Source organism: Martinezella sp. CNPSo 3732, assembly GCF_057784515.1.
This window is the reverse complement of record NZ_JBXSOO010000012.1, coordinates 94,092-118,631: the sequence shown is the minus strand read 5'-3', so window position 1 is coordinate 118,631 and position 24,540 is coordinate 94,092. Positions and strand designations below refer to the sequence as shown.

Annotated in this window: 25 protein-coding genes; 19 read left to right on the top strand and 6 right to left on the bottom strand. The window is 61.3% G+C overall.

Translation table 11 applies throughout. The features are described 5' to 3' along the window. Window positions 1–18 precede the first annotated feature (18 nt). The 5 genes from AC13RM_RS19750 to AC13RM_RS19730 all read left to right on the top strand — a co-directional run bounded on the left by AC13RM_RS19750 (window position 19) and on the right by AC13RM_RS19730 (window position 4,696). Window positions 19–1,023: an ABC transporter permease subunit gene (locus AC13RM_RS19750; protein ID WP_113232153.1), complete on the top strand. Its 1,005-nt coding sequence runs from the start codon at window positions 19–21 to the stop codon at window positions 1,021–1,023. 9 nt (window positions 1,024–1,032) lie between these two features. Further along, window positions 1,033–1,941, top strand: coding sequence for an ABC transporter permease subunit (locus tag AC13RM_RS19745; RefSeq protein WP_113232152.1), 909 nt, complete (start codon window positions 1,033–1,035; stop codon window positions 1,939–1,941). Further along, entirely contained in the window at window positions 1,941–2,957 is a 1,017-nt protein-coding gene (locus AC13RM_RS19740; protein WP_113232151.1) for an ABC transporter ATP-binding protein, read from the top strand. The genes AC13RM_RS19745 and AC13RM_RS19740 overlap by 1 nt, the downstream gene beginning before the upstream one ends. Continuing rightward, complete coding sequence (locus AC13RM_RS19735) at window positions 2,954–3,907, top strand: peptide ABC transporter ATP-binding protein (RefSeq protein WP_113232150.1); 954 nt, start codon at window positions 2,954–2,956, stop codon at window positions 3,905–3,907. Before AC13RM_RS19740 ends, AC13RM_RS19735 begins: the two co-directional genes overlap by 4 nt. A 261-nt stretch (window positions 3,908–4,168) precedes the next feature. Next, the gene (locus tag AC13RM_RS19730) at window positions 4,169–4,696 is read left to right on the top strand and encodes a gluconokinase (protein WP_113232149.1); all 528 of its coding nucleotides are present in this window, start codon (window positions 4,169–4,171) and stop codon (window positions 4,694–4,696) included. 9 nt (window positions 4,697–4,705) lie between these two features. Here AC13RM_RS19730 and AC13RM_RS19725 read toward each other — a convergent pair whose 3' ends face one another. The 3 genes from AC13RM_RS19725 to AC13RM_RS19715 form a co-directional block, all read right to left on the bottom strand. Continuing rightward, window positions 4,706–5,953: an NAD(P)/FAD-dependent oxidoreductase gene (locus tag AC13RM_RS19725; protein ID WP_488555438.1), complete on the bottom strand. Its 1,248-nt coding sequence runs from the start codon at window positions 5,951–5,953 to the stop codon at window positions 4,706–4,708. Window positions 5,954–6,071: 118 nt separating this feature from the next. Further along, on the bottom strand, window positions 6,072–6,569 hold the full coding sequence (locus AC13RM_RS19720) for an isoprenylcysteine carboxylmethyltransferase family protein (protein WP_113232147.1): 498 nt from the start codon (window positions 6,567–6,569) through the stop codon (window positions 6,072–6,074). Then, window positions 6,569–7,621 carry a type III polyketide synthase gene (locus AC13RM_RS19715; RefSeq protein ID WP_113232146.1) on the bottom strand — a complete coding sequence of 351 codons (1,053 nt, stop codon included), beginning with the start codon at window positions 7,619–7,621 and terminating at the stop codon, window positions 6,569–6,571. Before AC13RM_RS19715 ends, AC13RM_RS19720 begins: the two co-directional genes overlap by 1 nt. Before the next feature lie 197 nt (window positions 7,622–7,818). Between AC13RM_RS19715 and AC13RM_RS19710 the strand changes: the two genes are divergently transcribed. From AC13RM_RS19710 to AC13RM_RS19690, 5 genes are all read left to right on the top strand, one after another. Then, entirely contained in the window at window positions 7,819–8,361 is a 543-nt protein-coding gene (locus AC13RM_RS19710) for a tetratricopeptide repeat protein (RefSeq protein ID WP_113232145.1), read from the top strand. Window positions 8,362–8,423: 62 nt separating this feature from the next. After that, window positions 8,424–9,068: an RNA polymerase sigma factor gene (locus AC13RM_RS19705; RefSeq protein ID WP_285174578.1), complete on the top strand. Its 645-nt coding sequence runs from the start codon at window positions 8,424–8,426 to the stop codon at window positions 9,066–9,068. Then, on the top strand, window positions 9,061–9,864 hold the full coding sequence (locus AC13RM_RS19700; protein WP_488555437.1) for an anti-sigma factor family protein: 804 nt from the start codon (window positions 9,061–9,063) through the stop codon (window positions 9,862–9,864). Before AC13RM_RS19705 ends, AC13RM_RS19700 begins: the two co-directional genes overlap by 8 nt. 146 nt (window positions 9,865–10,010) lie before the next feature. After that, window positions 10,011–11,591, top strand: a complete 1,581-nt coding sequence (locus tag AC13RM_RS19695) for a Ppx/GppA phosphatase family protein (protein WP_374820090.1) — start codon at window positions 10,011–10,013, stop codon at window positions 11,589–11,591. Next, window positions 11,588–12,325, top strand: coding sequence for an RlmE family RNA methyltransferase (locus AC13RM_RS19690; protein ID WP_374820092.1), 738 nt, complete (start codon window positions 11,588–11,590; stop codon window positions 12,323–12,325). The genes AC13RM_RS19695 and AC13RM_RS19690 overlap by 4 nt, the downstream gene beginning before the upstream one ends. Before the next feature lie 80 nt (window positions 12,326–12,405). On the opposite strand, the gene AC13RM_RS19685 is transcribed toward AC13RM_RS19690, so the two are convergent. After that, window positions 12,406–13,836 carry an MFS transporter gene (locus AC13RM_RS19685; RefSeq protein WP_374820094.1) on the bottom strand — a complete coding sequence of 477 codons (1,431 nt, stop codon included), beginning with the start codon at window positions 13,834–13,836 and terminating at the stop codon, window positions 12,406–12,408. Window positions 13,837–14,182: 346 nt separating this feature from the next. Here AC13RM_RS19685 and AC13RM_RS19680 point away from each other — a divergent pair, with 346 nt between their 5' ends. Continuing rightward, window positions 14,183–15,055: an MBL fold metallo-hydrolase gene (locus tag AC13RM_RS19680; protein WP_374820096.1), complete on the top strand. Its 873-nt coding sequence runs from the start codon at window positions 14,183–14,185 to the stop codon at window positions 15,053–15,055. 49 nt (window positions 15,056–15,104) lie between these two features. Here the strand turns inward: AC13RM_RS19680 and plsY are convergent, their stop codons facing one another. After that, window positions 15,105–15,785 carry a glycerol-3-phosphate 1-O-acyltransferase PlsY gene (gene plsY / locus AC13RM_RS19675; RefSeq protein ID WP_374820276.1) on the bottom strand — a complete coding sequence of 227 codons (681 nt, stop codon included), beginning with the start codon at window positions 15,783–15,785 and terminating at the stop codon, window positions 15,105–15,107. A gap of 234 nt (window positions 15,786–16,019) precedes the next feature. On the opposite strand from plsY, the gene guaB reads away from it, so the two are divergent. The 5 genes from guaB to AC13RM_RS19650 all read left to right on the top strand — a co-directional run bounded on the left by guaB (window position 16,020) and on the right by AC13RM_RS19650 (window position 20,528). Further along, window positions 16,020–17,504 carry an IMP dehydrogenase gene (gene guaB / locus AC13RM_RS19670; protein WP_374820098.1) on the top strand — a complete coding sequence of 495 codons (1,485 nt, stop codon included), beginning with the start codon at window positions 16,020–16,022 and terminating at the stop codon, window positions 17,502–17,504. Window positions 17,505–17,507: 3 nt separating this feature from the next. After that, entirely contained in the window at window positions 17,508–18,098 is a 591-nt protein-coding gene (locus AC13RM_RS19665; RefSeq protein WP_374820100.1) for a hypothetical protein, read from the top strand. 150 nt (window positions 18,099–18,248) lie between these two features. Then, on the top strand, window positions 18,249–18,671 hold the full coding sequence (locus AC13RM_RS19660; RefSeq protein ID WP_374820102.1) for an MAPEG family protein: 423 nt from the start codon (window positions 18,249–18,251) through the stop codon (window positions 18,669–18,671). A 145-nt stretch (window positions 18,672–18,816) separates the two neighbouring features. After that, window positions 18,817–19,698, top strand: a complete 882-nt coding sequence (locus tag AC13RM_RS19655) for a dienelactone hydrolase family protein (protein WP_374820104.1) — start codon at window positions 18,817–18,819, stop codon at window positions 19,696–19,698. A gap of 197 nt (window positions 19,699–19,895) precedes the next feature. Continuing rightward, window positions 19,896–20,528 (top strand): TetR/AcrR family transcriptional regulator, encoded by a 633-nt coding sequence (locus tag AC13RM_RS19650; RefSeq protein WP_285174458.1) that lies wholly within the window; start codon window positions 19,896–19,898, stop codon window positions 20,526–20,528. 36 nt (window positions 20,529–20,564) lie between these two features. On the opposite strand, the gene AC13RM_RS19645 is transcribed toward AC13RM_RS19650, so the two are convergent. Next, window positions 20,565–21,518, bottom strand: a complete 954-nt coding sequence (locus AC13RM_RS19645) for a LysR substrate-binding domain-containing protein (RefSeq protein WP_069612360.1) — start codon at window positions 21,516–21,518, stop codon at window positions 20,565–20,567. A 201-nt stretch (window positions 21,519–21,719) separates the two neighbouring features. On the opposite strand from AC13RM_RS19645, the gene AC13RM_RS19640 reads away from it, so the two are divergent. From AC13RM_RS19640 to AC13RM_RS19630, 3 genes are all read left to right on the top strand, one after another. Beyond that, window positions 21,720–22,019, top strand: a complete 300-nt coding sequence (locus AC13RM_RS19640) for a DUF1127 domain-containing protein (RefSeq protein WP_374820106.1) — start codon at window positions 21,720–21,722, stop codon at window positions 22,017–22,019. A 191-nt stretch (window positions 22,020–22,210) separates the two neighbouring features. Further along, complete coding sequence (locus AC13RM_RS19635; RefSeq protein ID WP_488555436.1) at window positions 22,211–22,792, top strand: dienelactone hydrolase family protein; 582 nt, start codon at window positions 22,211–22,213, stop codon at window positions 22,790–22,792. Window positions 22,793–22,941: 149 nt separating this feature from the next. Continuing rightward, window positions 22,942–24,540 (top strand): ABC-F family ATP-binding cassette domain-containing protein, encoded by a 1,599-nt coding sequence (locus AC13RM_RS19630; RefSeq protein WP_488555435.1) that lies wholly within the window; start codon window positions 22,942–22,944, stop codon window positions 24,538–24,540.

The following is a 24,540-nucleotide window of genomic DNA, read 5'->3' as shown; positions in this document are numbered from 1 at the left end:
AAAATTTGGACATCTGCCATGTTGCGATTTCTTCTCAGCCGGTTAGCGGTGCTGATACCGACATTCCTCGGCGTATCGATCGTCGCCTTCTCTTTCATCCGCCTGCTTCCCGGCGATCCTGTCATGCTGCTGTCGGGCGAACGCGTCATGTCGCCGGAACGCCATGCGCAGATCACCCACGATCTCGGCTACGACCAGCCGATGGTCGTGCAGTACGGCCGATATATCTGGAATGCCCTTCATGGCGATCTCGGCACCTCGATCACTACAAAGCGTGACGTGCTGACCGACTTTTTGACCTTCTTCCCGGCCACGCTCGAGCTGTCGATCTGTGCCATGATCCTCGCGATCTGTCTTGGCATACCGGCTGGCGTTTTTGCCGCCGTGAAGCGCGGCACATGGTTTGACCAGAGCGTCATGGGCGTCGCCCTCGTCGGCTATTCCATGCCGATCTTCTGGTGGGGCTTGCTGCTTATCATCGTCTTCAACGGCTATCTGCACTGGACGCCGGTTTCGGGCCGTATCGGACTCATCTATTTCTTCAAGCCGATCACCGGCTTCATGCTGATCGACAGCCTGCTGTCCGGCCAGAAGGGCGCCTTCTGGTCCGCTTTCAATTCGCTGATCCTGCCGACCATCGTGCTTGGCACGATCCCGCTCGCCGTTATCGCCCGTCAGACGCGCTCGGCGATGCTCGAAGTGCTCGGCGAGGATTATGTGCGTACGGCCCGCTCCAAGGGCCTCTCGCCGCTGCGCGTCGTTTCCGTGCATGCACTGCGCAATGCGATGATCCCCGTCGTCACCACGATCGGCCTGCAGGTCGGCGTGCTGCTCGGCGGCGCCATTCTGACGGAAAGCATCTTCTCCTGGCCGGGTATCGGCAAATGGATGATCGATGCGGTCTTCAAGCGCGATTATCCGGTGGTGCAGGGCGGCCTGTTGCTGATCGCCGGCATCGTCATGCTCGTCAATCTCGTCGTCGACCTGCTCTACGGCTTCGTCAATCCACGCATTCGTCACTAGGAGCGGCCCATGAGCACGGTTAGCGTCAAAACGGTTAGTGTCAAATCCGACCGTCCTTCCGCTCTTGCGGAGTTCTGGTATTATTTCTCTCGCAACAAGGGCGCCGTCATCGGCCTTGCGATCTTCCTCTTCGTCCTGTTTCTGGCAATCTTTGCCGGCGTCGTGGCGCCGCATAATCCCGATATTGCCTACGGCAGCGATATGCAGCGCCTGCCGCCCGCCTGGGCGGAGGGCAGCAACAGCAGTTTCCTGCTCGGCACCGATGCCAACGGTCGCGATCTCCTGTCGCGCCTCATTTACGGCACGCGCTTCTCGCTGTTCATCGGCCTCGTCGTCGCCTCGCTTTCGGCGATAGTCGGCATTTTGATCGGACTTGTCGCCGGCTATGCCCGTGGTCGTATCGACACGATCATCATGCGTGTCATGGACATCATTCTTGCGGTTCCGTCGCTGCTGCTCGCCCTGGTGCTCGTGGCAATCCTCGGCCCGGGTCTGATCAATGCGATGATCGCAATCTCGATCGTCAACCAGCCGCATTTCGTCCGTCTGACGCGCGCCTCCGTCATGGCCGAGCGGGACAAGGAATATGTCATCGCCTCGCGGGTTGCCGGCGCGGGCCATCTGCGGCTGATGTTCAAGACCATACTTCCGAACTGTCTGGGTCCGCTGATCGTGCAGGCGACACTCGCCTTCTCGGCCGCTATTCTCGAAGCCGCCGCGCTTGGCTTTCTTGGCCAAGGCGCCCAGCCGCCGACGCCGGAATGGGGCACGATGCTCGCCGACTCGCGCGAATTCTTCCAGAGCAACCCCTGGCTCGTTACTTTCCCCGGTCTCTGCATCCTGATCACGGTGCTCGCCATCAACCTGATGGGCGACGGCCTGCGCGATGCCTTCGACCCGAAGCTGAAGAGGTCGTAATGGCACTCCTCGATATTGAAAACCTCTCCGTCGAATTCCAGACCTCGTCCGGCTTGTTCCGGGCGGTCGATGGCGTCTCGCTGACATGCGACAAGGGAGAGATCCTGTCGATCGTCGGCGAATCCGGTTCCGGCAAATCCGTATCTATGCTTGCCATGATGGGCCTTCTGCCCTGGACGGCGAAGATCACCGCCGACCGCATGATGTTCGATGGCAAGGACCTGCGCGGTATCTCCTCGCGTCAGCGCCGCAAGATCATCGGCAAGGACATGGCCATGATCTTCCAGGAGCCGATGTCGAGCCTCAACCCGTGCTTCACGGTCGGCTTCCAGCTCGGCGAGACGCTCCGCATCCATATGGGTCTCGACCGCAAGGCGCGCCGTGAACGCTCGATCGAGCTGTTGAATCTCGTCGGCATTCCAGCCCCTGCGGATCGCCTGTCGAACTTCCCGCATCAGATGTCCGGTGGTATGAGCCAGCGCGTCATGATCGCCATGGCTCTCGCCTGCAATCCGAAGCTGCTGATCGCAGACGAGCCCACGACCGCCCTCGACGTGACGATCCAGGCGCAGATCCTCGACCTGCTCGTGCGCTTGCAGCGGGAGCAGGGCATGGCGCTCGTGCTCATTACCCACGACATGGGCGTCGTCGCCGAAACGGCGGAGCGCGTGCAGGTGCAATATGCCGGCCAGAAGGTCGAGGAGCAGCCGGTCAAGGAACTGTTCCGCGATCCGCATCATCCCTATACGGCAGCCCTTCTTTCGGCTCTGCCGGAGCGCGCCGAGGTCGGCGAGCGCCTGCCATCGATCGCCGGCGTCGTTCCCGGTCAGCACGATCGGCCGACTGGCTGTCTCTTTGCGCCGCGCTGCTCCTTTGCAACGCTGGAATGCGACAAGGGCGTCAAGCGTCAGGGGCCCGAACTGGGCGTAGCCCTATGCAATTATCCGCTGCAACATGGCAAGCCGCTCGGCCACCCCGGCATTGCCACCACGCAAAAAGCAGGAGGTGCCGCATGACCGGCGCTGTTCTCGAAGGGCGCGATCTCGCCCGCTTCTACACCGTCAAGCGCGGCACCTTCAAACCGGAAGCGACCGTCAAGGCGCTGAACGGCGTCAGCTTCAGCCTGCAGTCGGGCCGCACGCTCGCTGTCGTCGGCGAATCCGGCTGCGGTAAGTCGACGCTCGCTCGCCTCGTGACGATGATCGAAAACCCGACGGCTGGCGAGCTGCTGATCGACGGCAAGCCCGCCAGGCTCGGCGACCGCAGCCTGCGCAGCGCCGTGCAGATCGTGTTTCAGAACCCCTATGGCTCGCTGAACCCGCGCCAGAAGGTCGGCTCCATCCTGGAAGAGCCGCTGAAGATCAACACGGATGATGATGCCGCCACCCGCCGCCGCAAGGTGGAGGAGATGATGGCACGCGTCGGTCTGCGCCCCGAGCACTATGATCGTTATCCGCATATGTTCTCGGGCGGCCAGCGCCAGCGCATCGCCATCGCGCGTGCCCTGATGCTGCGGCCGAAGGTGCTAGTGCTCGATGAGCCGGTGTCCGCACTCGATCTGTCGATTCAGGCGCAAGTCCTGAACCTTTTGATGGACCTGCAGAAAGAGATGGGGCTTGCCTATCTCTTCATCTCGCATGGCCTCTCCGTCGTGCGTCATATCGCAGACGATGTGATGGTCATGTATCTCGGACGTCCGGTGGAAACCGGCACGGCCGAAGAGGTCTTCAGCCGGCCGCGCCATCCCTATACTGCTGCCCTTCTGTCGGCGACGCCGATCGCCGATCCGGATCGCGAGAAGAACCGCATCCGCCTGCAGGGCGAGCTGCCGTCGCCGCTCAATCCGCCGAAGGGATGCCACTTCAATCCGCGCTGCTGGCGCGCCCAGGACAAGTGCCGGCAGGTCGAACCGGAACTGGCGGGCGAGGGAACGCATAAATTTTCCTGTTTCTTTCCGCTGGATTGATCCAAGTTGCGAATCGGGCAGGTTCGACTTTCTCCTCTTGTTGCTTGCCCCTCACCCCAACCCTCTCCCCGTAAACGGGGCGAGGGGGCTGATCTTGCCTAGCGCTGCTTGTCCTAGGCCCGGTGACCGATTGGCTTGCTCCGTCGTTCCCTCGCCCCGTTTACGGGGAGAGGGCTAGGGTGAGGGGCCAGGCAATCGGATGCGTCGACGGCAGACCCGCCTGACGATCATTGGCATCCGTCATTCAAGGCAGAAGACAACATGAGTGAAACATCCAAAATCCCGTTTGCCATCATCGTCATGGGTGTCAGCGGCAGCGGCAAATCTTCAATCGGCGAGGGCGTGGCTGCTCAGCTCGGCATCCATTTCATCGAAGGCGATGCCCTGCATCCGGCCGCCAACGTCGAGAAGATGAGCAAGGGCATCCCCCTGACGGACGAGGATCGCTGGCCCTGGCTGGAAAAGATCGGCCAGGAAATATCGGCGAGTCTTGCGAAAGGCGAAGGCGTTGCCGTTACCTGCTCGGCGCTGAAGCGCGTCTATCGCGAACGGCTGCGGGCGTCTGCCGGTGGCCACCTCTATTTCATCTATCTCGAAGGCTCGAAAGAGCTGCTGACGAAGCGTATGGGCGAGCGCAAGGGGCATTTCATGCCGACGTCGCTGCTCGAAAGCCAATTGCAGACTTTGGAAGTGCCGACCGGCGAGCCCGGCGTCGTCACGGTCGACATTGACGCCACGATCGAAGAGATCGTCGATGCCTCTGTCAAAAGCTTGAAAGCAATTCTCTAAATCATAAGCTTACGGTGCAAACCGGCCCGGAGCATAAGCCGAAATATCGATAAAGGGCTTTTCGCCGGTAATGAGCTCGGCGAGCACGCGGCCGGTCACGGGCCCGAGCGTCAGCCCGTGATGAGCATGGCCGAAAGCAAACCATAGGCCGTTGTGCCGTGGCGCCTTGCCGATGATCGGCATCATGTCTGGCGTGCAAGGCCGCGCGCCCATCCAGGGTTCCGGGTCGAGCCGCTCGCCGAGCGGGAAGGTGGTGCGCGCGACGGCTTCGGCACGGTCGAGCTGGACCGGTGTCTTGGGAGCATCGCGCAGGGCGAATTCGGCGCCAGTCGTCAGCCGGATACCGCGGCTCATCGGTGCCAGCAGGTAGCCGCGCTCGGCATCCAGCGTCCAGTTGTTGAGGATGGCATTGCCCTCGGCGGCGTAATGCATGTGATAGCCGCGCTTGACCCCGAGCGGAAAGGCATAGCCGAAGCGTTTCGTCACGACATCGGCCCAGGGGCCGAGTGCGACGACGACATCCTTCGCCTCGATCGACCCTTCCGCCGTCACCATTCTCCAGGCCGAGCCGGCCATGCCGAGCGAGACGGCATCCCCGGTCGTCACACGGCCGCCAATGCTTTCGAAATAGCGGCGATAGGTCGCCGTCAGCCCGTGCGGGTCGAGCACCGACCAGGGGTCGCGCCAGCGAAGCGCGCCGGAAAAATTGCCTCTGAGATGCGGCTCCATGGTTGTGATCTCCGCACTGCTCAGTGCGTCGTAGCCGATCCCGAATTCGCGGTTGAGGCGCTCGGCCTCGGCAAACTCGGCGTCGCGCTTCTCGTTCGAACGGAACAGTTCCACCCATCCGTTCTTGCGAATGAGCTCTTCGGCATGCGAGGCTTCGATGAGATCGTTGTGCTCGCTGACGGAATGTTCGATCAGCGGCGCATAGGCGCGCGAAATCATCTCGTGACGCTTGGTGTTGGAGTTCCACCAATAGCGGGCGAGGAAGGCGATCTGCGCCGGCAGGGCGCGCAGATGATAATGCGCGTCGATGCGGTTGTTGAAGGCATAGCGCAGCAGCAGACCGAACTGTTGCGGAAAGCCGTAGGGCACGACACCTTCGCGCTGGATCAGGCCGGCATTGCCGAAGGATGTTCCCTGGCCTGGTGGCTGGCGGTCGACGAGGACGACTTGCCGCCCCCGTCGCTGCAGATGGATTGCCGTCGAAACGCCGACGATGCCTGCGCCGAGAACGATTGCGTCCTTTGTCATCTTATCCTGCTATCCGCATGCCTATTGCATTGCCGCCCGGTCGTTCCGCATGGCCTGACCGTGCTCTAAGCATCGAAAATGCCTGCCAAATTTGAGCGGCGCAATTGAAAAATGCGGATCAGTTTGCAGTCTGTCGCAGGCCGGCGTTTTCGGCGCGGATTCGGATTGCGAGAATGATGCCGTTGAGCACAGAAAAGATTGCGGCATAAAGCGGCAGCCCGAAAGCAAGCGGCAGCACGGCGATCTCGCCGACGACGACGGCATAGTTGGGATGGCTGAGGAAACGATAGGGACCTTTGGTCACCAGAGCGGCGCCGGGCAATATGATGATGCGCGTCGTCCAGCGTTCCCCAAGCGTCGCCAGCACCCAGAGGCGCGTCGCCTGCAGCACCATGAACAGCACGAACCAGAAGGGATCGACCGGCCGGCCGATGGCTAAGAACCATAATCCGATCAGCCAGGCCGCATGCATCGCCACCATGAAGGGATAGTGCTCCGCTGCATGTTCATGGGCTCCGCGGGCAAGGAGTGCTGCGGTGTTATGCCTTGCATAGATGAGCTCCGCCAGTCGCTGCAGCGTCACGAAGGCCAGAAGCGTGATCGAAGGCCACAGCATCAGGCGACCCTCTTCAAGGTGATGCAGCTTGCCGAAAATCCCGGCCCCATGGCAAGCAGGGCGGAACGTTCCGGCAAGCCAGCCGTGATCGCGCGCTCGAGCACGAACATTACGGTGGGCGAGGACATGTTGCCGTAGTCGCGGATCACCTCGCGTTCGATATCGAGCGAGCCTTCTTCAAGGCCGAGCGCGCTTTCGAGAGCCGCCAGTACCTTGGCGCCGCCGGGATGACAGATGAAGCGGTCGATATCCGAGAGTAATAGCCGGGATCGCTCCAGGATGCCGGCAACGGCGCTCTTGAGATGCGTTTCGGCAAAGACTGGCAGCGATTGTTCGAGGATGATGCCGAAGCCGGTATCGTCGATTTTCCAGCCCATGATGCTGAGGCTGTCGGGGAAAAGATGTTCGCCCGTCGATTCGATCTCTGCAATTCCGCCTTCGCCGGCCCGCAGCACGCAGGCTGCTGCTCCATCGCCAAACAGCGCGGTGGCAATGATGTTGGGCCGTGTCAGTTCGTCGAGCCGAAAGGCAAGGGAGCAGAGTTCGATCGAGATAAAAAGGACAACAGCGCCCGGATGGCTTCGTGCCATCTTCGTCGCGACCGCAAGACCGGATACGCCGGCTGCACAGCCGAGCCCGAAGACCGGCACGCGCTCGATATCGCTGCGGAAGCCCATCAAGCCGGCGAGCCGCGCGTCGAGGCTCGGCGTCGCAAGTCCGGTGGATGAGACGGTAACAACGCAGTCCACATGCCGGGCCTCAAGACCGGCGCGTTGCAGCGCTGCAGCCGCCGTCCGGCGGAAAAGCTCCGAGGCCACCTCTGTATAGGCAGCCATGCGATCCCGCCAGCCATGCGGCTCTTCGAACCAGCAAAGCGGCCGCGCCACATGGCGCTTGCGGATGCCGGTGCTTTCGAACACGCGGGCGAGATATTTGAAGTCCTGAAAGCGGTCCGAGAACAGACGGCCAGCCGTCTCGGCAGCGTCGGTCTGGAGAATGATATTGTCGGGCGTTGCGACGGCAAGGCTTAGAAGTTTGACGGTATCGGTCACGAGTTTCTCCTGCGCCCTTGAGGGGCATGTCGGCTGAAACACGTGATAGAGGTGGTCTATTCGATGCCGGAGCAGTCACGAAAGAGTGACGGCGTCTCGACATAGGATATGTCGAAAAAATTCCGGGGTCGTTCGAATAAAATATGCAGACGGTGTGTTCTCCCCTCGCAACGTTCATTTTGCCAAGGAGACCTTCCATGACGACCAAAGCATTTCGCCTGGCTTCCATCGCCCTCGGTGCAAGCCTGACCCTCGGCGCTTTCGCCGTTCCCACCTTCGCCGCAGGCGACGATTCCAGTACGACGCCGACCTGCAAGAAGGGCGAGATCTACGATCAGAAGGCGAAGAAGTGCGTCAAGCAGCAGAGCGCCAACGTCACCGACGAAAACCGCGCCGACTACGCCTATTCGCTCGCCAAGAAGGATCATCGCTACGAGGAAGCCCTGGCCGTTCTCGACACGATGAAGAACCCGAACACGGCGGAAGCGCTGAACTATCGCGGCTATGTTACCCGCAAGCTCGGCCGCACGGACGAAGGCATTTCCTATTACCAGAAGTCCGTCGCCATGGATCCGAAGTACACGCTGGTTCGTGAATATCTCGGCGAAGCCTACGTCATCAAGGGCCAGATGGACCTCGCCAAGGACCAGCTGAACACGATCAAGACGCTCTGCGGCAACACGAGCTGTGAGGAATATCGCGATCTCCACGCCGCGATCATGAATCCGTCCAGCTTGTGATCGCAGGTCAGCGCCGGGGATAAAGACGAGAAGCAGGGAGCTTTGCGAGGGATATGGGAGTGATGCCGGTCGCTCGTGGCGCAATTTCTGCTTATAGTCTGACGGCAACGGAGCCGCCAAAAAGATCGGCGGCTCCCGGACATGCGAAAGCGGCGGAGGATGCCATAGCGAGCGAAGAGGATATCAGGGCAGGCCTGTCCCAACATCTGACGCGGCTGTGGCGCTATGGTGTCGTGCTGTCGCGTCAGCGCGACGTGGCCGACGATCTTGTACAGGCGACCTGTGTCAGGGCTCTGGAACGGGCGGCGCAGTTTACCGCCGGCACGAGGCTCGACCGCTGGCTCTTTGCCATCCTGCATTCGATCTGGCTGAACGAGGTCCGATCGCGCCGAGTGCGTATGGGGCAGGGCTTTGTCGATGCCGATGAGACACTCGTATTTGATGGTGCTCGCGAAACCGAAACGCATGTTCTGGCCGGGCAGGTGTTGCAGCGCGTTCAGGCCCTGCCGGAAGCGCAGCGCACCGCGGTGTTCCTGGCCTATGTCGAAGGGCTTTCTTATCGCGAGGTGGCCGACGTTCTTGATGTGCCGATCGGCACCGTCATGAGCCGGTTGGCGGCGGCGCGGGCGAAACTCGCCGAAGGCATGGGGATAGCGGCGGACGGAAAATCATCCGGAGGTGAGCGACTGGGGAATGGAAATGAGTGAATCGCATAAAGGACAGATGCCCTCGGACGAGCAGCTCACCGCCTTCATCGATGGCGAGCTGAATGCTGCCGAGCGCGAGCGGATCGAACGATTGATCGCCGACGACGAGCAGGTGGCGGAACGATTCGATTTTCTGTCGCGCAGCACCTTGCCCTTCGCAGAGGCATTCCAGCCGATGCTTGATGAGGCACCGGCTGCGAAGCTGGATGCCATGCTTGCCGCCATTCCCTCGTCCAAGGAGGACAAGGTCCGCGCCGCTGGCATCGGCCGCCGCGGTTTCCTGGCCGCAATGGCCGCGAGTTTCGTCGCCGCCATTGCTGTCGACCGTGCAGTGATTGGTATCGGCCGTAAGCGTTCGCAGCCGGACGAGGATGCCGAATGGCGTGCAGTGGTGGCCGAATATCTCTCGCTTTACACGGTGGATACGCTGAGTGCTCCGGCCGGCGATCGCGCGCAGCAGGTTGCGCAATTGAATGAAGTCGGTGCCAAATTGAATCTGTCGCTGGCGCCCGAAGCCGTCGCCATGCCGGGCATCGAGTTCAAGCGTGCTCAGATCCTGAATTATGACAGCAAGCCGCTGGCTCAGATCGCCTATCTCGATCCGGAAAGTGGTCCCATGGCGCTCTGCATCGTCCGATCCGCCAAGGGTGCGGCGGCGCCGGACATGGAAAATCGCAAGGGCATGAATGTCGTCTATTGGTCGAGCGCCACCCACGCCTTCATGCTGATCGGGCATGCGCCGATCGACCGGATGGAGCAACTTGCGGCTGATGTAAGGGCGCATCTGATCGCCTGATGGCTGTTTGGCGCGCGACTAAAATGGCGTGATTCAAAAAGAATTTGGCGAAAACCCATCCTGCTGGTATTCTTTGCCCAACGAAAATCGAACGAGTGCCAGCAGCATACCCTCAGGGGCCTTGCGCGGCGCGGTGGAAAAGATACGTGAGTGACCCCGACAGCGGCCTAGCGCCGCAGGCAGACGGGGCGTCGGCAGCAGAGCGCAGGAAGGGTAAATCCTCCCGGCGCGCGAAGCGTAAGCGCGGTCACGGCCGTCCGAACGCTCATTCTGCGGAGGCCGCCCAGGCAGGCAAGTCCAGCCAGGTGGCGCAACGCCCAGCAGAGGATGAGGCTGGCTTACCGGCCAAAAAGCGCAAGCGCCGGCGCCGTGCACGCGCAGCCCAAGGTGGCGCGCAGTCTGCTTCCCAGATACAGCAGCTTTCGGCACCGGCTGAGCATCGTGCCTCGCCGGATCATGGCCAGCCGTCTTCGCATAAAAGCGGCAAGAACCGGCGCAAGCATCGCAGCAAGCGTGGCCTGCAGGGCCGGCCTCTGGTGCATGAGAAAGTGGCGCAGATCGTCGCGCCTGCCAATGCACCTTCGAACGCGCATGCGTCAGTGGCCCATGACGAGCATCGCCAGATCAGGCAATCGCCGCCGCGCCGTGAAGGGCAGGGCCAACATCACCACTATGCCGACGCCGATTCCCGGCCACTCGACCTCTATGCGGCCCTCGACCTCGGCACCAACAATTGCCGTCTGCTGATTGCACAGCCGACACGTCCGGGCCAGTTCCGGGTGGTTGATGCCTTTTCGCGCATCGTGCGCCTCGGCGAAGGACTTGGAGCCAGCGGACGTCTGTCGAGCGATGCCATGGATCGCGCAGTGGAGGCATTGCGCATCTGCGCGGCCAAGCTGAAGACGCGCGAAATCCGGCGCATGCGGCTGATCGCGACCGAAGCCTGCCGTGCCGCTGACAATGGCGAAGCGTTTCTGTCTCGCGTAACCGAAGAAACCGGTCTGCAGCTCGAAATCATCGACCGTGAAACCGAGGCGCGGCTTGCCGTGTCGGGCTGCTCCTCGCTCGTCGGGCCGGAGGCGCGCTCGGTCGTGCTGTTCGATATTGGCGGCGGCTCCTCCGAGATTGCCGTCATTCGGATCGGCGAGAATCGCTCCAGCCGGCTGGCCAATCACATCACCCATTGGACATCGCTGCCCGTCGGTGTCGTCACGCTCTCCGAGCGGCATGGCGGTCGCGATGTAACGCCTGAACTGTTCGAGACGATGGTCACCGAAGTCCAGCGCATGCTCGAGCGTTTCGATTGCCCGCCGGTGCATGGCGCCGCGCGCGACAACGGCGACTTCCATCTGATCGGAACTTCGGGCACGGTGACGACGCTTGCCGGCGTCCATCTCGATCTGCCGCGCTACGACCGGCGCCGGGTCGACGGCGTCTGGCTTTCGGATGACGAAGTGAGCGCGATGCAGGCGAAGCTCTTGTCCTGGGATTTTGCCGGCCGCGCCGCCAATCCCTGCATCGGACCGGATCGTGCCGATCTGGTGCTGGCCGGCTGCGCCATTTTGGAGGCGATCCGCCGTCGCTGGCCGAGCCCGCGCATGCGCGTTGCCGATCGCGGCCTGCGCGAGGGATTGCTGACCGACATGATGGCAGACGATGGCGTTTGGCGGCGGGGTCGCTCGCGCCGGGGTCATCGACCGAGGGATATGAAGGGGCCGCAGACGTGACCAAGCCAACCATCGCCGGCAACCGCACGGGCCGCAAGCTCGGCCAGCGCGTCAAGAAAAAGAAGCTGAAGGCTTCGTCGCGCCAATGGCTGCAGCGCCATATCAACGATCCCTATGTGCAGCGCGCCCAGCTTGAAGGTTACCGCGCCCGCGCCGCCTTCAAGCTGCTGGAGATCGACGAAAAGCATCAGATCCTCAAGGGTGCTCGCCGCATCATCGATCTGGGCGCCGCTCCGGGCAGCTGGTCGCAGATCGCTGCCAAGGTAACCGATTCGACCGAGGAGGATATCCGCGTCGCCGCTATCGACTTCCTGGAAATGGCGCCGATTCCAGGCGTCAGCATCCTGCAGCTCGACTTTCTGGAGCCGGATGCGCCGCAGCGGCTGATCGATGCGGTCGGAGGTACGCCCGATCTGGTGCTGTCGGATATGGCCGCGCCTACGACGGGCCATCACCGGACCGACCATCTGCGCACGATGCATCTCTGCGAGGTCGCGGCACATTTCGCCGTCGAGGTGCTGGCCGAAGGCGGGCATTTCCTGGCCAAGACCTTCCAGGGCGGCACCGAGCGCGACCTCTTGACCTTCCTGAAGCAGAATTTCCGTCAGGTCATCCATGTAAAGCCCGGCGCGTCCAGGGCCGAGTCGGTGGAAATGTTCCTGCTGGCGAAAGGCTTCAAGGGTCGGAAGCCGGAAGGCGAGACGGAAGAGGCGGAAGCCGCCGCCGAACGCTAAATCCGGCGCCCCTCGATCGCTAAACTGACGAAACCCTCATTGCGCTGCCGTTTGGCTGAAGCGCAATGAGGGCTGGACCGTCACTTTGCGACCGTCTGCTCCACCTGCGGCTGTACCGCCGCGACACGCTTGAGGCCAGCCTTATGGCCGGAAACCATGGCGCCGGCGCTGCGATCCATGCGGATGAAGGGGATGGTGGCAACGACCGTCAGGATCGAGATGCAGAAGAATGCGATGTGGAAATCGCGAACCTGCAGCTGCGTGCCGCTGAAGAAAGTCGAGGCTTCGAGGATCATGGCGGCAATGGCCACGCCGAGCGCCAGGCTGATTTGCTGCATGACCGAGCTCATCGACGTCGCCTGGCTCGCCTGCTTGTCGGTGATATCGGCAAAGGCGAGTGCATTGACGCCGGTGAAGAAGAACGAGCGCGAGAAGCCGCCGATCAGCAGGATGCCGACGATGATGAGATGCGGCGTCCACGGCTGGAAAAGGCCGGTGCAGATCGTCGTGACTGTCGTGACGGCAGCAGCCGAAAGCAGTGCCGTCTTGAAGCCGACGGCAGTGAAGACGCGCCGCGCGATGAACTTGGTAGAGATCGCGCCGATCGCGCCGGCAAAGGTGATGAGGCCGGACTGGAACGGATTAAGGCCGAAGCCGAGCTGCAGCATCAGCGGTGTCAGGAACGGCATGGCGCCGATGCAGATGCGGAACAGCGTGCCGCCCGTCACCGAGGCGCGGAAGGTGGCGTTCTTCAGCAGGGTGAGATCGAGGATCGGCGCCGGGTGTCGGCGCGCATGACCGACATAGAGGAAGCCGCAGACAAAGCCGATGACAACAGCCGAGATGCCGATATAGGGCGGCAGCGCCGGCAGGCTGATGACGGACATGCCGAAGACGACCCCGGAGGCGGCAAAGGAGGTCAAAAGGAAACCGATGACATCGAGTTTCGGTGGCTTGGTCGCCTCAACATCAGGTAGGAAGATCGACGCCAGGATCACGCCGAGGATGCCGACGGGCACGTTGATCAGGAAGATCCAGTGCCAGGAAGCATAGGTGGTGATGAAGCCGCCGAGCGGCGGGCCGGCAAGCGGGCCGACGAGCGCCGGGATGGAAAGCAGCGCCATGGCTGAAACAAGGTCGCTCTTCTGCGTGGTGCGCACCAGCACGAGGCGCCCGACGGGCGTCATCATCGAGCCGCCGACGCCCTGCAGGAAGCGGGCGAAGACGAATTCCAGCAGGCCGCCCGAAAAGGCGCACATGATGGAACCGATGACGAAGACGCAGATGGCGACGCGGAAGATGTTCTTCGCGCCGAAGCGATCCGCCATCCAGCCGCTGATCGGGATGAAGACGGCGAGCGACACCATGTAGGAGGTCAGGGCCAGCTTCAGCGTGATCGGACCGACATGGAGGTCGTTGGCGATGGCCGGCAACGCTGTCGCGATGACAGTGGAATCCATCTGTTCCATGAAAAGGGCTACGGCGAGGATCAATGGAACGATGCGATTCATGGGCATCCGCCTCGATAGGTCTGTCTCGGTAAGGCTATCGCTGTTGGCACAATCAGCCGCTCTGTAGTCCTATGCGAGGTCGCTGCCAATCCCGGATTTCGCTCCATGGACGACAGGGGATCACGTCTTCGTGATGTCCGCCATCGCAGGGCATGGAAAGCAGGATTTGACATATGCTAAGAGCATGGAAATGCTAAGCGCATAAAACGTCGTCGGTGTATTAGCGGAATTGGATTGTCTTGTCATGACCAAATTTTCGGTTGTAGACGCGCAACTTCCGGTCCGCTGTCGCCGGCGACGACGATAGGCGCGGCTTACGCTGCGCATCAACATAAGGAGTGAGTTCATGACAGCCGTCCTGCCCCCGGATACGCATCGGTTCAAATTGGGATCCTGCACCGTCACCGTCGTCAAGGACGGTGCCAGCATCATGGACAATCCCTGGGAGACCTTCGGCTCGAACCAGGCGCCCGACACCGTTCGCAAATTACTGGAACAGAATTTCCTGCCGACGGAAAAACTCGTGAACAGCTATGCGCCCGCCATCATTGACACGGGCTCCGACGTGATTGTCGTCGATACCGGCTTTGGTGCAGCCGGTCGCGCGCGTGGCCTTGGCCGCTTTCGCGAGGGGCTGAAGGCCGTCGGCTACACGCCGGAGCAGGTCACCGTTGTTGCGCTTACGCATCTGCACGGCGATCATATTAACGGATTGACGGAGGAGGGCGGTCCTGCTTTTCCGAATGCTCGCTATGTCGCAGGCGAAATCGAATACGGGTTCTGGACGGACAAGGCGCGCGAGGGAACGCCGGCCGAGGGCGGCCACAAGGCAGTCCTCGCCAACGTCGTGCCCTTCGCCGAGAAGATGACCTTCCTTAGGGATGGCGATCAGATCGTCCGCGGCATGACCGCGATGCTGGCACCAGGTCACACACCCGGCCATCTCGTTTTCCACCTGGAATCCGACGGCAAGCAGCTCGTCATGACCGGCGACACCGCCAACCATTATGTCCTGTCGCTCGGCCGTCCGGACTGGGACGTGCGTTTCGATCTGGACAAGCCGCAGGCGGCCAAAACCCGCCGCCGCATCTTCGACATGATCGCCGCCGACCGCATCCCCTTCCTCGGCTTCCACATGCCTTTCCCCGCCGTCGGTTTCGTCGAAAAGCAGCCGGAAGGTTTTCGCTATGTTCCGAAGAGCTACCAGTTCGATCTGTGAGCCAATTGGGGGCGTCGGCATCGCACATGCCAAATGTGCGATGCCGGCTTCAATTCTGGGCCGCTGCACTCTGCCCAAGGCGAGGCTCTGTCCCCGCCAGCAGCCGCTGAATGTTGGTGCGATGGCGTATTATGACGTAAACACCGCCCACAATGACCAACAATCGATAGGACAACGGCTGCTCCAGGCCGCAGATAAGGGCAATCGCGGTCAATGCGGCCAGGATCGATCCCAGGGAAACAATCCGGAACACGGCCAGCAAAATCCCAAACACCGTAACGGCGCCCAAGCCGACCGGCCAGGCTATCGCCAGCAATAGGCCCAATCCAGTTGCGACGGACTTGCCGCCTCGAAAATTCAACCAGATCGGACGGCTATGCCCCAGCAATGCGGCGAGCCCGGCCAAGCAAATCGCCCAAGGCACCCAGACCTGTTGATTGTTCGGATCAAGCGCCGTCGGCGAAGCGACCGGTGTGAGTGTGTCGAGCCAAGGATAGAGCCAACGGGCAAAGAGGATCGCCCCTGCGCCTTTCAGTACATCGACCAGGAGCACCACCAAAGCGGGCCATTTTCCGAGGATGCGTAATACATTAGTTGCACCGGTGGACTTGGAGCCATGCTCGCGAAGATCGATGCCCTTGAGCAGTTTTCCCGCCAGATAGCCCGTGGGAATGGAGCCGAGCAGATAAGCGATCGCCAACCCAATGATGTTCGCTATCCAGAACGTCATAAGTGCCACCTTGTCTGAATCCTCAATAGTCATTTGCATGAGATTATCACAGCGTAGAGGTTGGATCCCTCACTGAAACCAAGGCTTAGCATAGCTGCCCATCGCTTTTTGCTATTCCCTTCCTGTCATAGACGTGTTACCAGCCCTCGCCAACTTCCAAGCAACACTTGCAAGATCGCCCGGTAGACGATTCGTTCCGGGCTTTCCTGTTTTTCACAGACGAAGGAATTGGCCATGGCACGCATTATTGAAACGCCAACCGGGTTGGATGCTCTGACATTCGATGACGTGCTCCTGCAGCCGGGACACTCCGAGGTCATGCCCGGCCAGACGAATGTCGCCACCCGGATCGCTCAGGATATCGATCTCAACCTGCCGATTATTTCAGCGGCGATGGATACGGTGACCGAAAGCCGTTTGGCGATTGCCATGGCCCAGGCCGGCGGTATCGGCGTTATCCACCGCAACCTGACGCCGGTGCAACAGGCTGAAGAAGTCCGTCAGGTCAAGAAGTTCGAAAGCGGCATGGTGGTCAATCCGGTCACTATCGGTCCGGACGCTACGCTTGCCGAAGCGCTCGCCTTGATGAAGGCGCACGGCATTTCCGGCATTCCGGTCGTCGAGAAATCGCATCGCCTCGTCGGCATCCTCACCAACCGCGACGTGCGTTTCGCTTCCGATCCCCAGCAGAAGATCTACGAGCTGATGACCCGCGAAAATCTCGTGACGGTCAAGGATGGCGTACAGCAGCAGGAAGCCAAGCGCCTGCTCCACACGCATCGTATCGAAAAGCTGCTCGTCGTCGACGGCGATAGCCGTCTGGTCGGCCTGATCACTGTTAAGGACATCGAGAAGTCGCAGCTTAACCCGAACGCTTCCAAGGATGCGCAGGGCCGCCTGCGCGCCGCCGCGGCCATCAATGTCGGCGACGATGGTTTCGAGCGTGCCGAACGCCTGATCGAGGCTGGCGTCGACCTTCTGGTCGTAGACACCGCCCACGGTCATTCTCAGCGCGTTCTCGATGCCGTCACCCGCGTCAAGAAGCTTTCAAACTCCGTCCGCATCATGGCTGGCAATGTCGCTACCTACGACGGCACGCGCGCGCTGATCGATGCCGGCGCCGATGCAGTCAAGGTCGGTATCGGCCCCGGTTCGATTTGCACCACCCGCATCGTTGCCGGCGTTGGCGTGCCGCAGCTTGCCGCTATCATGTCGGCTGTCGAAGCGGCGCGGGAACAGAATATTCCCGTCATCGCCGATGGCGGCATCAAATTCTCTGGCGATCTTGCCAAGGCGATCGCCGCCGGAGCATCGGCTGTCATGATCGGCTCGCTGCTTGCCGGCACGGACGAAAGCCCCGGCGAAGTCTTTCTTTACCAAGGCCGGTCCTTCAAGGCCTATCGCGGCATGGGCTCCGTCGGCGCCATGGCGCGCGGCTCGGCGGACCGCTACTTCCAGGCCGAGGTCCGTGACACGCTGAAGCTCGTTCCGGAAGGCATCGAAGGCCAGGTTCCCTATAAGGGTCCTGTCTCCGGCGTGCTGCATCAGCTCGCAGGCGGTCTCAAGGCAGCCATGGGCTATGTCGGCGGCGCCGATCTCAAGCAGTTCCAGGAGCGCGCGACCTTCGTGCGCATCTCCGGCGCTGGCTTGCGCGAAAGCCATGCCCACGACGTCACCATCACCCGCGAAAGCCCGAACTATCCTGGCGCAGGCGGCTGATCGATGGCAGATCGCGCTTCGGGCAACGCCAGGTCCTTACAGGGTCTGGCGGCGATCCTTGCGGCTCTTTCCCTAGCACTTTTTGCCTGGATTCAGGCCGGCTTCGTCCGGGCGTTCAGCAATGCCGCAGCCGGCCAGCAGATGCTCGATGCGCGTATCGGCGGCTATGAGCGCGACGACGTGATCGCCATGATCCGTTACCTCAAGGATCACCCCGATCCGGCGACCATCCTGCATTCGATGTATCTCGGGCCTGAGCTGATCTTCCCGCTGGTGCTGGGCGGGTTGCTGTTTTGCCTAATGCGGCTGGTCGGCCCCGGCGGCTTTTTCTTCGGCCGGCCGATTCCACCGGGCGCGACCGCAGTCATCTTCTGCCTGCCGATCTTCTACACGCTTGTCGATTATGCCGAGAATATCGCCGGCCTGATGCTCTATCCGCCCGCAATGCCATCCGATGCCACGATATCGCTGCTGGCGGGCCTGCTGCCGATCATCGTGCGGCTGAAATTCCTGACGCTGGTTGTGACGGTTATTCTACTGGCCCGTTTTGCGATTTTTCGCTACCTCTCGCCGGACGGCACGCGGCCGTCCTGATTGACTACGGCGCCGCGCGTCATACGTGACGCGCAAAAGTCGCTGTAGCATTTTAGATCTACTGTATAGCTTTGTCCTTAAATCGGAATCGATTTAAGGACAAAGCTATACAGTGGTTCGGCTTTCGGAAGTTCCAAAGGAGTTGGCGGCGTGACTGGCTATGAAATGTTCTGGCCCATGATGGCGCATGCGGTGCTGGTCTTCATCCTCTATGCGCTCCTCGGATGGCGCCGCCGCGTGTTGGTGAAGGCCGGCCGCATTCAGCCCGCACAATTCCGCGAAAACCATGCAGCCGACGAACCGGCGGAAAGCCTGGTGGTGCGAAACAGCCTCGCCAATCAGTTCGAGCTTCCCTTGCTTTTCTATGTCGGCTGTATCGTCCTCTACACCGCTCAGGCGGATAATCTGCCGGCCGTAATCCTCGCCTGGATTTTCGTCGCCACGCGCTACGCGCATGCCTTCGTGCATGTGACCAGCAACGATCTGCGCTATCGCAGCCCGCTCTTCACTCTCGGCTTTGCAGCCCTGGTCTGCATGTGGGGCTGGCTTGGCATCTGGCTCGCCTTCTCCTGAGGCTGCCTGCATTCCGCAAGCCGCAACCTGCGGTAACGCGTTTGTGTTTTTCCTTTACCGTTACGCCGACATCGGTTGACCTATCTTGTCAGCGGGTGGCCGGTCGTTTGTTGCCTGCTGCCGGGGAAACAGGGAGAAGAGGATTATGAGCACGGAAAAGCCGGTCGTGACGCAGGCGATGATCAACGCCTATGACGAATACACGCATCTGACGCTCGATCGTCGGGGCTTCATGGAAAAGCTGACCAAGCTCGCAGGTTCGGCCGGTGCCGCCGCTGCCATCGCGCCGCTGCTTGCCGCCAACAAGGCAAGCGCCGAGGTCATTGCCGCGGATGACAACAGGCTGGAAACCAAGGATGTGACTTTTGCCGGTAGCAAGGGCGAGATGAAGGGGTATCTCGCCCGCCCGAAAGATGCGGCCGGTAAGCTCGGCGGTGTCATCGTCATCCACGAGAACCGCGGCCTCAACCCGCATATCCGCGATGTCGCCCGTCGGGTGGCGCTGGAGGGTTTTGTGGTGCTGGCGCCCGATTTCCTGTCTCCGCTCGGCGGCACGCCCGAGGACGAGGACAAGGCCCGCGACATGTTCACCAATCTCGATCCGGCATTAACGGCCGCCAATGCCGAGGCGAGCCTGACCTATCTCGCCAAAACGGATGGCGCCAACGGCAAGGTCGGTGCCGTCGGCTTCTGCTGGGGTGGCGGCCTCGTCAACCGTTTCGCGACTATCTCACCGGAGCTGAAGGCTGGCGTTGCCTACTACGGCGCGCAGCCGTCAGCAGGCGAGGTTCCGAAGATCAAGGCGGCCCTGTTGCTGCATTACGCCGGCCTCGACGATCGCATCAATGCCGGCATCGATGCCTACCGCAAGGAGCTGCAGGCCGGCGGCAAGACCTTCGAGATCTTCGTCTATGACGGCGTCAATCACGCTTTCAACAACGATACCTCGGCTGCCCGTTACGACAAGAAGGCGGCCGACCTCGCTTGGGGAAGGACGGTGGAATTTTTGAAGAAATACGTGTCCTAGAACGGCACAGGTTCAGGATGCGGGCTTACCGATTACGAGGGCCGAAACCATGTTTTGGCCCTCGTTCCGGAGTTCGCGCCTGCTCCTAAGTTATGATTAAAATTGGACTTTTCCCGTTTACGTGCATTGAACGCGTCGGATGTCATAGCGTCTGCGCGCTTGAGCGTCGTTCAGTGCTAGAATGAAACGGGAAGAGCATGAATCCGGATAATCCCGACCGCATTACGTTTCGAAAGAGGCCACAGCAGGAGCGAAGCATCCAGCGTGTTGATGCCATCCTGTCGGTTGCGGCCGCGCTGATCGCCGAGAAGGGGGTGAGCGCAATGAAGATGACAGAGCTGGCTACGGTTGCGGCAATCCCGATCGGCTCTGTCTATCAGTATTTTCCGGACAAGGCGGCGATTGTCCGCGCCTTGCTCGAACGGCATTCCAGCCGCATCCGGCAAAAGGTCGGAGAGGCTTTTGCCTTCGTGACATCACTCGATCACGCCATCGAGCTCGTCTGCACTATGATCGATTGGTATTATCGCGAGTTTCGCAGCGATCCCGCCTATATCGGCGTCTGGCTCGGTACCGATATCGACAGGGATATCCTCCGGCTCAACATACAGCACAGCAAGCGTGTCGCCGAAATTTTCCTGGAAAGCATTCGGCCTTTCCTTCCGGCTGAAAGCCGCATCGACCTCGAGGCGCGCACGCAGCTGTTCAGCCATTTGATCGGCGCATCCGTCCGCTTTGCCATCATGAGCGAGGAGGAAATGGCGCATCGCATGCTGCATGAATGGAAGCAGGTGATCCGCGCCACCCTGCTGGCGGAGCCGGAGCAGTAACCATCGACGAAGCTAACCGGCTGGTGCGCTTCGATTTCACCAGCCCGGCAGAATGTGCCCGGCGCGTAGTCGGGGATAGAAGCGCGTATAGGTCTTCACCTCGCCATCAAGATCGTCATCCACCGCAGCCGGCGTGATGTTGTCCAGGCAGGCCGAGATATGCGCGGTGATGGCGTTCATCAGCGATACGGACAGGCCGGCCCGCTTCATGATCCCGATCTGCACCGGCGGCAGCGGCGGAAAGCCATCGGCCTGGGTCAGCACTTTCATGCCGGTCCTGAGCGCCGATTCCGGCATGACCGAAACCGCCATGCCGGCAAGCACGGCCGCGGCAACGACGGTGCAGGACCAGCTGGTGAACAGGATCTGATAGTCGCGGCCGCCGGCATCGAGTGCCGAGCAGGCGAGCTGGCGCCACTGACAGTCGCGACGGCCGACGGCGAGCGGAATGGGCGCATCGTCGCGCAGCGGATGGTTGGCCGAGCCGACCCAGCAGAGCGGCTCCGTCCGAACCACGTCCGACATGCGTTCGCGCGGATTGTGGGTGACGAGCGCGATATCGAGCTCGCCGCGATGCATGCGCTCGGCAAGATCGACCGAGGGTTCGCAGACGATGTAGAGCTCGACATTCGGATGCGTCTTGGCAAAACGGCCGATGATTTCGGGCATGTAGCGGTCGGCATAATCGTCCGGCGTGCCGATGCGCAGCGTGCCTTCGAGACGGTTGTCATCGAAAGCGGCGATGGCCTCGTTGTTCAGGCGAATAATGCGGCGGGCATAGTTCAGCAGCTTGTCGCCTTCCGCCGTCAGGCGGTTGCCGCGGCCATCCTTGATAAAGAGTTGCTTGCCGACGCGCTCTTCCAGCCGGCGCATCTGCATGGAAACGGCTGATTGCGTCTTGAACACCCGGTCGGCCGCCTTGGTGAAGCTGCCGGAATCCACGATTGCGATGAAGGTCTGCAACTGATCGATATCAAGCGGCGCGGACATGAGCTCACCTATAAAGGAGTTTGATAGTTATCATTAGAAACATTCGTTGGACTGATCAATAGGGCTTTGGCATCTTCTGAATGCAATTCAGCATACCAATCGAACAGAACTCTTGTCGAACTCCTCCCGGCCTATGCCCTTTTCCGGATGATCGGGAAGGGGCCTGGCTGATGCGCGTGCCCCAAGGAAAGGAATATGGAAATGCGCACGATAGATCGGACACTCGGACTCGGTTTGCCAACGCCATCGCTGTCACTGATGGCACGCGTTGTACTTGCTTTGAGCAATGTCGCATCGATCTGGCGCGCAATCCGAAATCGTAAGGAAATCGAATATCTGAATGAACTGAACGACGCTCAGTTGAGCGACATCGGCCTCACCAGGCAGGATTTGAACGCCGCGCTGACCACCTCGACTTTCTTCGGGGATCCGTCGGGCCATCTCACCAATTCCGCTCGCCGCTGCGCGCGCCTATCCGCCTTCGGCAGCTTTAGAGGCTGATGGCGGGCAATAGTTTCCCCGCAGGGTGATAGCCAATAAGCCCTGCCTCTTTCCCGGTGTTCGGCCCAAGGGCCAACACCGGGTTTTTTCTTTCTGAACACCGGCTTCCGTCATAGATCACGCGCGGGCAAGTTGCTTCCGGCGGCAACTGTCTTATCTAACGATCTGATCCGAATAGTAGGGAAGCAACGATGGCAACGGTGATCTTCTTCCATTCCGTCTATGGTCTGCGCTCGCTTGAGCATGAGGCTGTTGAACGGGCGCAGGCGGCCGGGCACAAGGCTTTCGCGCCGGATCTCTATGACCGGCTGATTGCGCGATCCATTGAAGAAGGTTTCGAATTCAAGGACGAGATTGGCTGGGAAACGATCTGCGAGCGCGCCGAATGGGCGCTGGCCGGGCTGCCGGCCTCGACCGTATTGGCCGGCTTCTCTATGGGCGCCGCCGTCGCCGCCAGCCTCTGGTCCAAGCGGGAAAAGACCGCCGGCATCCTGTTCCTGCATGGCATTGCCTCCATCGCCGACAATGCCCGCAAGGGGCTGCCCTTGCAGCTTCATCTGGCCGATCCCGATCCGTTCGAACCAGAGGAAGACGTTGCCGCCTGGCAGCAGGCCGTCACCAAGTCCGGCGTCGCGGCAGAGATTTTCCGGTATCCGGGCCGTGGCGGCCATCTCTATACCGATGCCAGCTTGCCCGATTATGACGCCAAGGCCGCCGATCTCACCTGGAAACGTGTCATCGACTTCCTTGACGCCATCGATGCCAACGCGTGAAATGCCTGCATCTTCACTCGCAGGACTTGAACTGAAGATGCCGCTCGCCTAGTTTATGAGCATCGTTGATACCAACAGGATGTGTGCAGCAATGGATTCCACCTCGACCGCAATGCCGTTCAGCCTTGCCATCGAGGACATTCTTGCTCATGCCCATATCCATCGTTCTATCCAATCTTTCGTGGTCCACGCCTGACGGCCGGCCGCTTCTTTCAAATCTCGATCTGAGCTTCGGTGCAGAACGCACCGGCCTTGTCGGACGCAACGGCGTCGGCAAGACGACGCTGATCAAGCTCATCTCCGGCGAACTGCAGCCGCAATCCGGCAGCATCTCGTTCAACGGCCGATTGGGGATCCTGCGCCAGAGCGTGCAGGTGGAAGCGGACGAGACCGTTGCCGATCTTTTTGGCGCAAGCGAAGCCCTTGCCGTCCTGAAGCGGGCGGAAGCCGGCGAGGCGACCAACGATGAACTCGCCCTGGCCGACTGGACGCTCGAGTCGCGCATCGCCGCAGCCCTTGATCGTGTCGGGCTCGACGTCACGCCGGAAACGCCTCTCGTGACCCTGTCGGGAGGACAGCGCACCCGTTGCGGGCTTGCGGCCCTTATCGTCGACGATCCTGATTTCTTGATCCTCGACGAACCCACAAACAATCTGGATCGCGACGGCCGCGCTGCTGTCATCGATCTGCTTGCGGGCTGGAGGGCAGGCGCCATCGTCATCAGCCATGACCGTGAACTGCTCGATACCATGGATGCGATCGTCGAACTGACATCGCTCGGCGCCTCGCGCTATGGCGGCAACTGGAGCCAATATCGCGAACGCAAGGCGCTGGAGCTTTCCGCAGCTGAGCGTGATTTCGCCGAGGCGGAGAAGCGTGTCGCCGAAGTGGAGAGAAGCGCCCAGGCAGCCGTCGAACGGCAGGCGAGGCGAGACAAGGCAGGCCGTAAGATGGCGGCCAAGGGCGGTATTCCGCGCATCATGCTCGGCGGCTTGAAGGAGCGGGCCGAGATGACAAGCGCGGAGAATACGCGGCTTGCCGAACGCCGCCACGCCCAAGCTTTACAGGATGCCGCCGCCGCCCGCGAAAAGATCGAGATCCTGCAGCCCCTGACCGTTAAGCTGCCGACATCGGGGCTGCCGGCAAACAGGATCGTCCTCAAGATGGAAGGCGTCACCGCCGGCTATGAGCCAGAACGGCCAATCCTGCGCGACTTCAATTTCATCATGACGGGGCCGGAGCGTGTTGCCGTCACCGGGCCGAACGGCTCGGGCAAAACGACACTGCTGGCGCTGGTCTCCGGCGCGCTAAAACCCTGGAGCGGCACGGTGCGGGTCGTCCATTCCGCCCTGTTGGACCAAAGGGTCAGCCTTCTCGATCCATCGCTGTCGATCCGCGACAATTTCCGCAGGATCAACCCGGATGCGGACGAAAATGCCTGCCGAGCTGCCCTGGCGCGCTTCATGTTCCGGGCTGATGCCGCGCTGCAGATCGTCTCCAGTCTGAGCGGCGGACAGCTTCTGCGCGCCGGGCTTGCCTGCGTGCTCGGCGGCACGGTGCCGCCATCGCTGCTGATCCTCGACGAGCCCACTAACCATCTGGATATCGATTCCATTGCCGCGGTCGAAGCGGGCCTTCGCGCCTATGACGGCGCGCTTCTGGTCGTCAGCCACGACGAGGTGTTTCTCGACAATATCGGCATAGACAGACGGCTCGAATTGCCTGCCCGAGCCGCCTCGGATCGGTGA

Excerpts from the sequence above, each read along its gene's own strand:
- guaB (WP_374820098.1), top strand. The coding sequence starts at position 16,020 with ATGGCACGCATTATTGAAACGCCAACCGGGTTGGATGCTCTGACATTC.
- AC13RM_RS19740 (WP_113232151.1), top strand. The coding sequence starts at position 1,941 with ATGGCACTCCTCGATATTGAAAACCTCTCCGTCGAATTCCAGACCTCG.
- AC13RM_RS19750 (WP_113232153.1), top strand. The coding sequence starts at position 19 with ATGTTGCGATTTCTTCTCAGCCGGTTAGCGGTGCTGATACCGACATTC.
- AC13RM_RS19630 (WP_488555435.1), top strand. The coding sequence starts at position 22,942 with ATGCCCATATCCATCGTTCTATCCAATCTTTCGTGGTCCACGCCTGAC.
- AC13RM_RS19725 (WP_488555438.1), bottom strand. The coding sequence starts at position 5,953 with ATGACAAAGGACGCAATCGTTCTCGGCGCAGGCATCGTCGGCGTTTCG.
- AC13RM_RS19650 (WP_285174458.1), top strand. The coding sequence starts at position 19,896 with ATGAATCCGGATAATCCCGACCGCATTACGTTTCGAAAGAGGCCACAG.
- AC13RM_RS19745 (WP_113232152.1), top strand. The coding sequence starts at position 1,033 with ATGAGCACGGTTAGCGTCAAAACGGTTAGTGTCAAATCCGACCGTCCT.
- AC13RM_RS19700 (WP_488555437.1), top strand. The coding sequence starts at position 9,061 with ATGAGTGAATCGCATAAAGGACAGATGCCCTCGGACGAGCAGCTCACC.
- AC13RM_RS19685 (WP_374820094.1), bottom strand. The coding sequence starts at position 13,836 with ATGAATCGCATCGTTCCATTGATCCTCGCCGTAGCCCTTTTCATGGAA.
- AC13RM_RS19720 (WP_113232147.1), bottom strand. The coding sequence starts at position 6,569 with ATGCTGTGGCCTTCGATCACGCTTCTGGCCTTCGTGACGCTGCAGCGA.
- AC13RM_RS19710 (WP_113232145.1), top strand. The coding sequence starts at position 7,819 with ATGACGACCAAAGCATTTCGCCTGGCTTCCATCGCCCTCGGTGCAAGC.
- AC13RM_RS19730 (WP_113232149.1), top strand. The coding sequence starts at position 4,169 with ATGAGTGAAACATCCAAAATCCCGTTTGCCATCATCGTCATGGGTGTC.
- AC13RM_RS19645 (WP_069612360.1), bottom strand. The coding sequence starts at position 21,518 with ATGTCCGCGCCGCTTGATATCGATCAGTTGCAGACCTTCATCGCAATC.
- AC13RM_RS19705 (WP_285174578.1), top strand. The coding sequence starts at position 8,424 with ATGCCGGTCGCTCGTGGCGCAATTTCTGCTTATAGTCTGACGGCAACG.
- AC13RM_RS19640 (WP_374820106.1), top strand. The coding sequence starts at position 21,720 with ATGCGCACGATAGATCGGACACTCGGACTCGGTTTGCCAACGCCATCG.
- AC13RM_RS19635 (WP_488555436.1), top strand. The coding sequence starts at position 22,211 with ATGGCAACGGTGATCTTCTTCCATTCCGTCTATGGTCTGCGCTCGCTT.
- AC13RM_RS19735 (WP_113232150.1), top strand. The coding sequence starts at position 2,954 with ATGACCGGCGCTGTTCTCGAAGGGCGCGATCTCGCCCGCTTCTACACC.
- plsY (WP_374820276.1), bottom strand. The coding sequence starts at position 15,785 with ATGACGTTCTGGATAGCGAACATCATTGGGTTGGCGATCGCTTATCTG.
- AC13RM_RS19665 (WP_374820100.1), top strand. The coding sequence starts at position 17,508 with ATGGCAGATCGCGCTTCGGGCAACGCCAGGTCCTTACAGGGTCTGGCG.
- AC13RM_RS19680 (WP_374820096.1), top strand. The coding sequence starts at position 14,183 with ATGACAGCCGTCCTGCCCCCGGATACGCATCGGTTCAAATTGGGATCC.
- AC13RM_RS19655 (WP_374820104.1), top strand. The coding sequence starts at position 18,817 with ATGAGCACGGAAAAGCCGGTCGTGACGCAGGCGATGATCAACGCCTAT.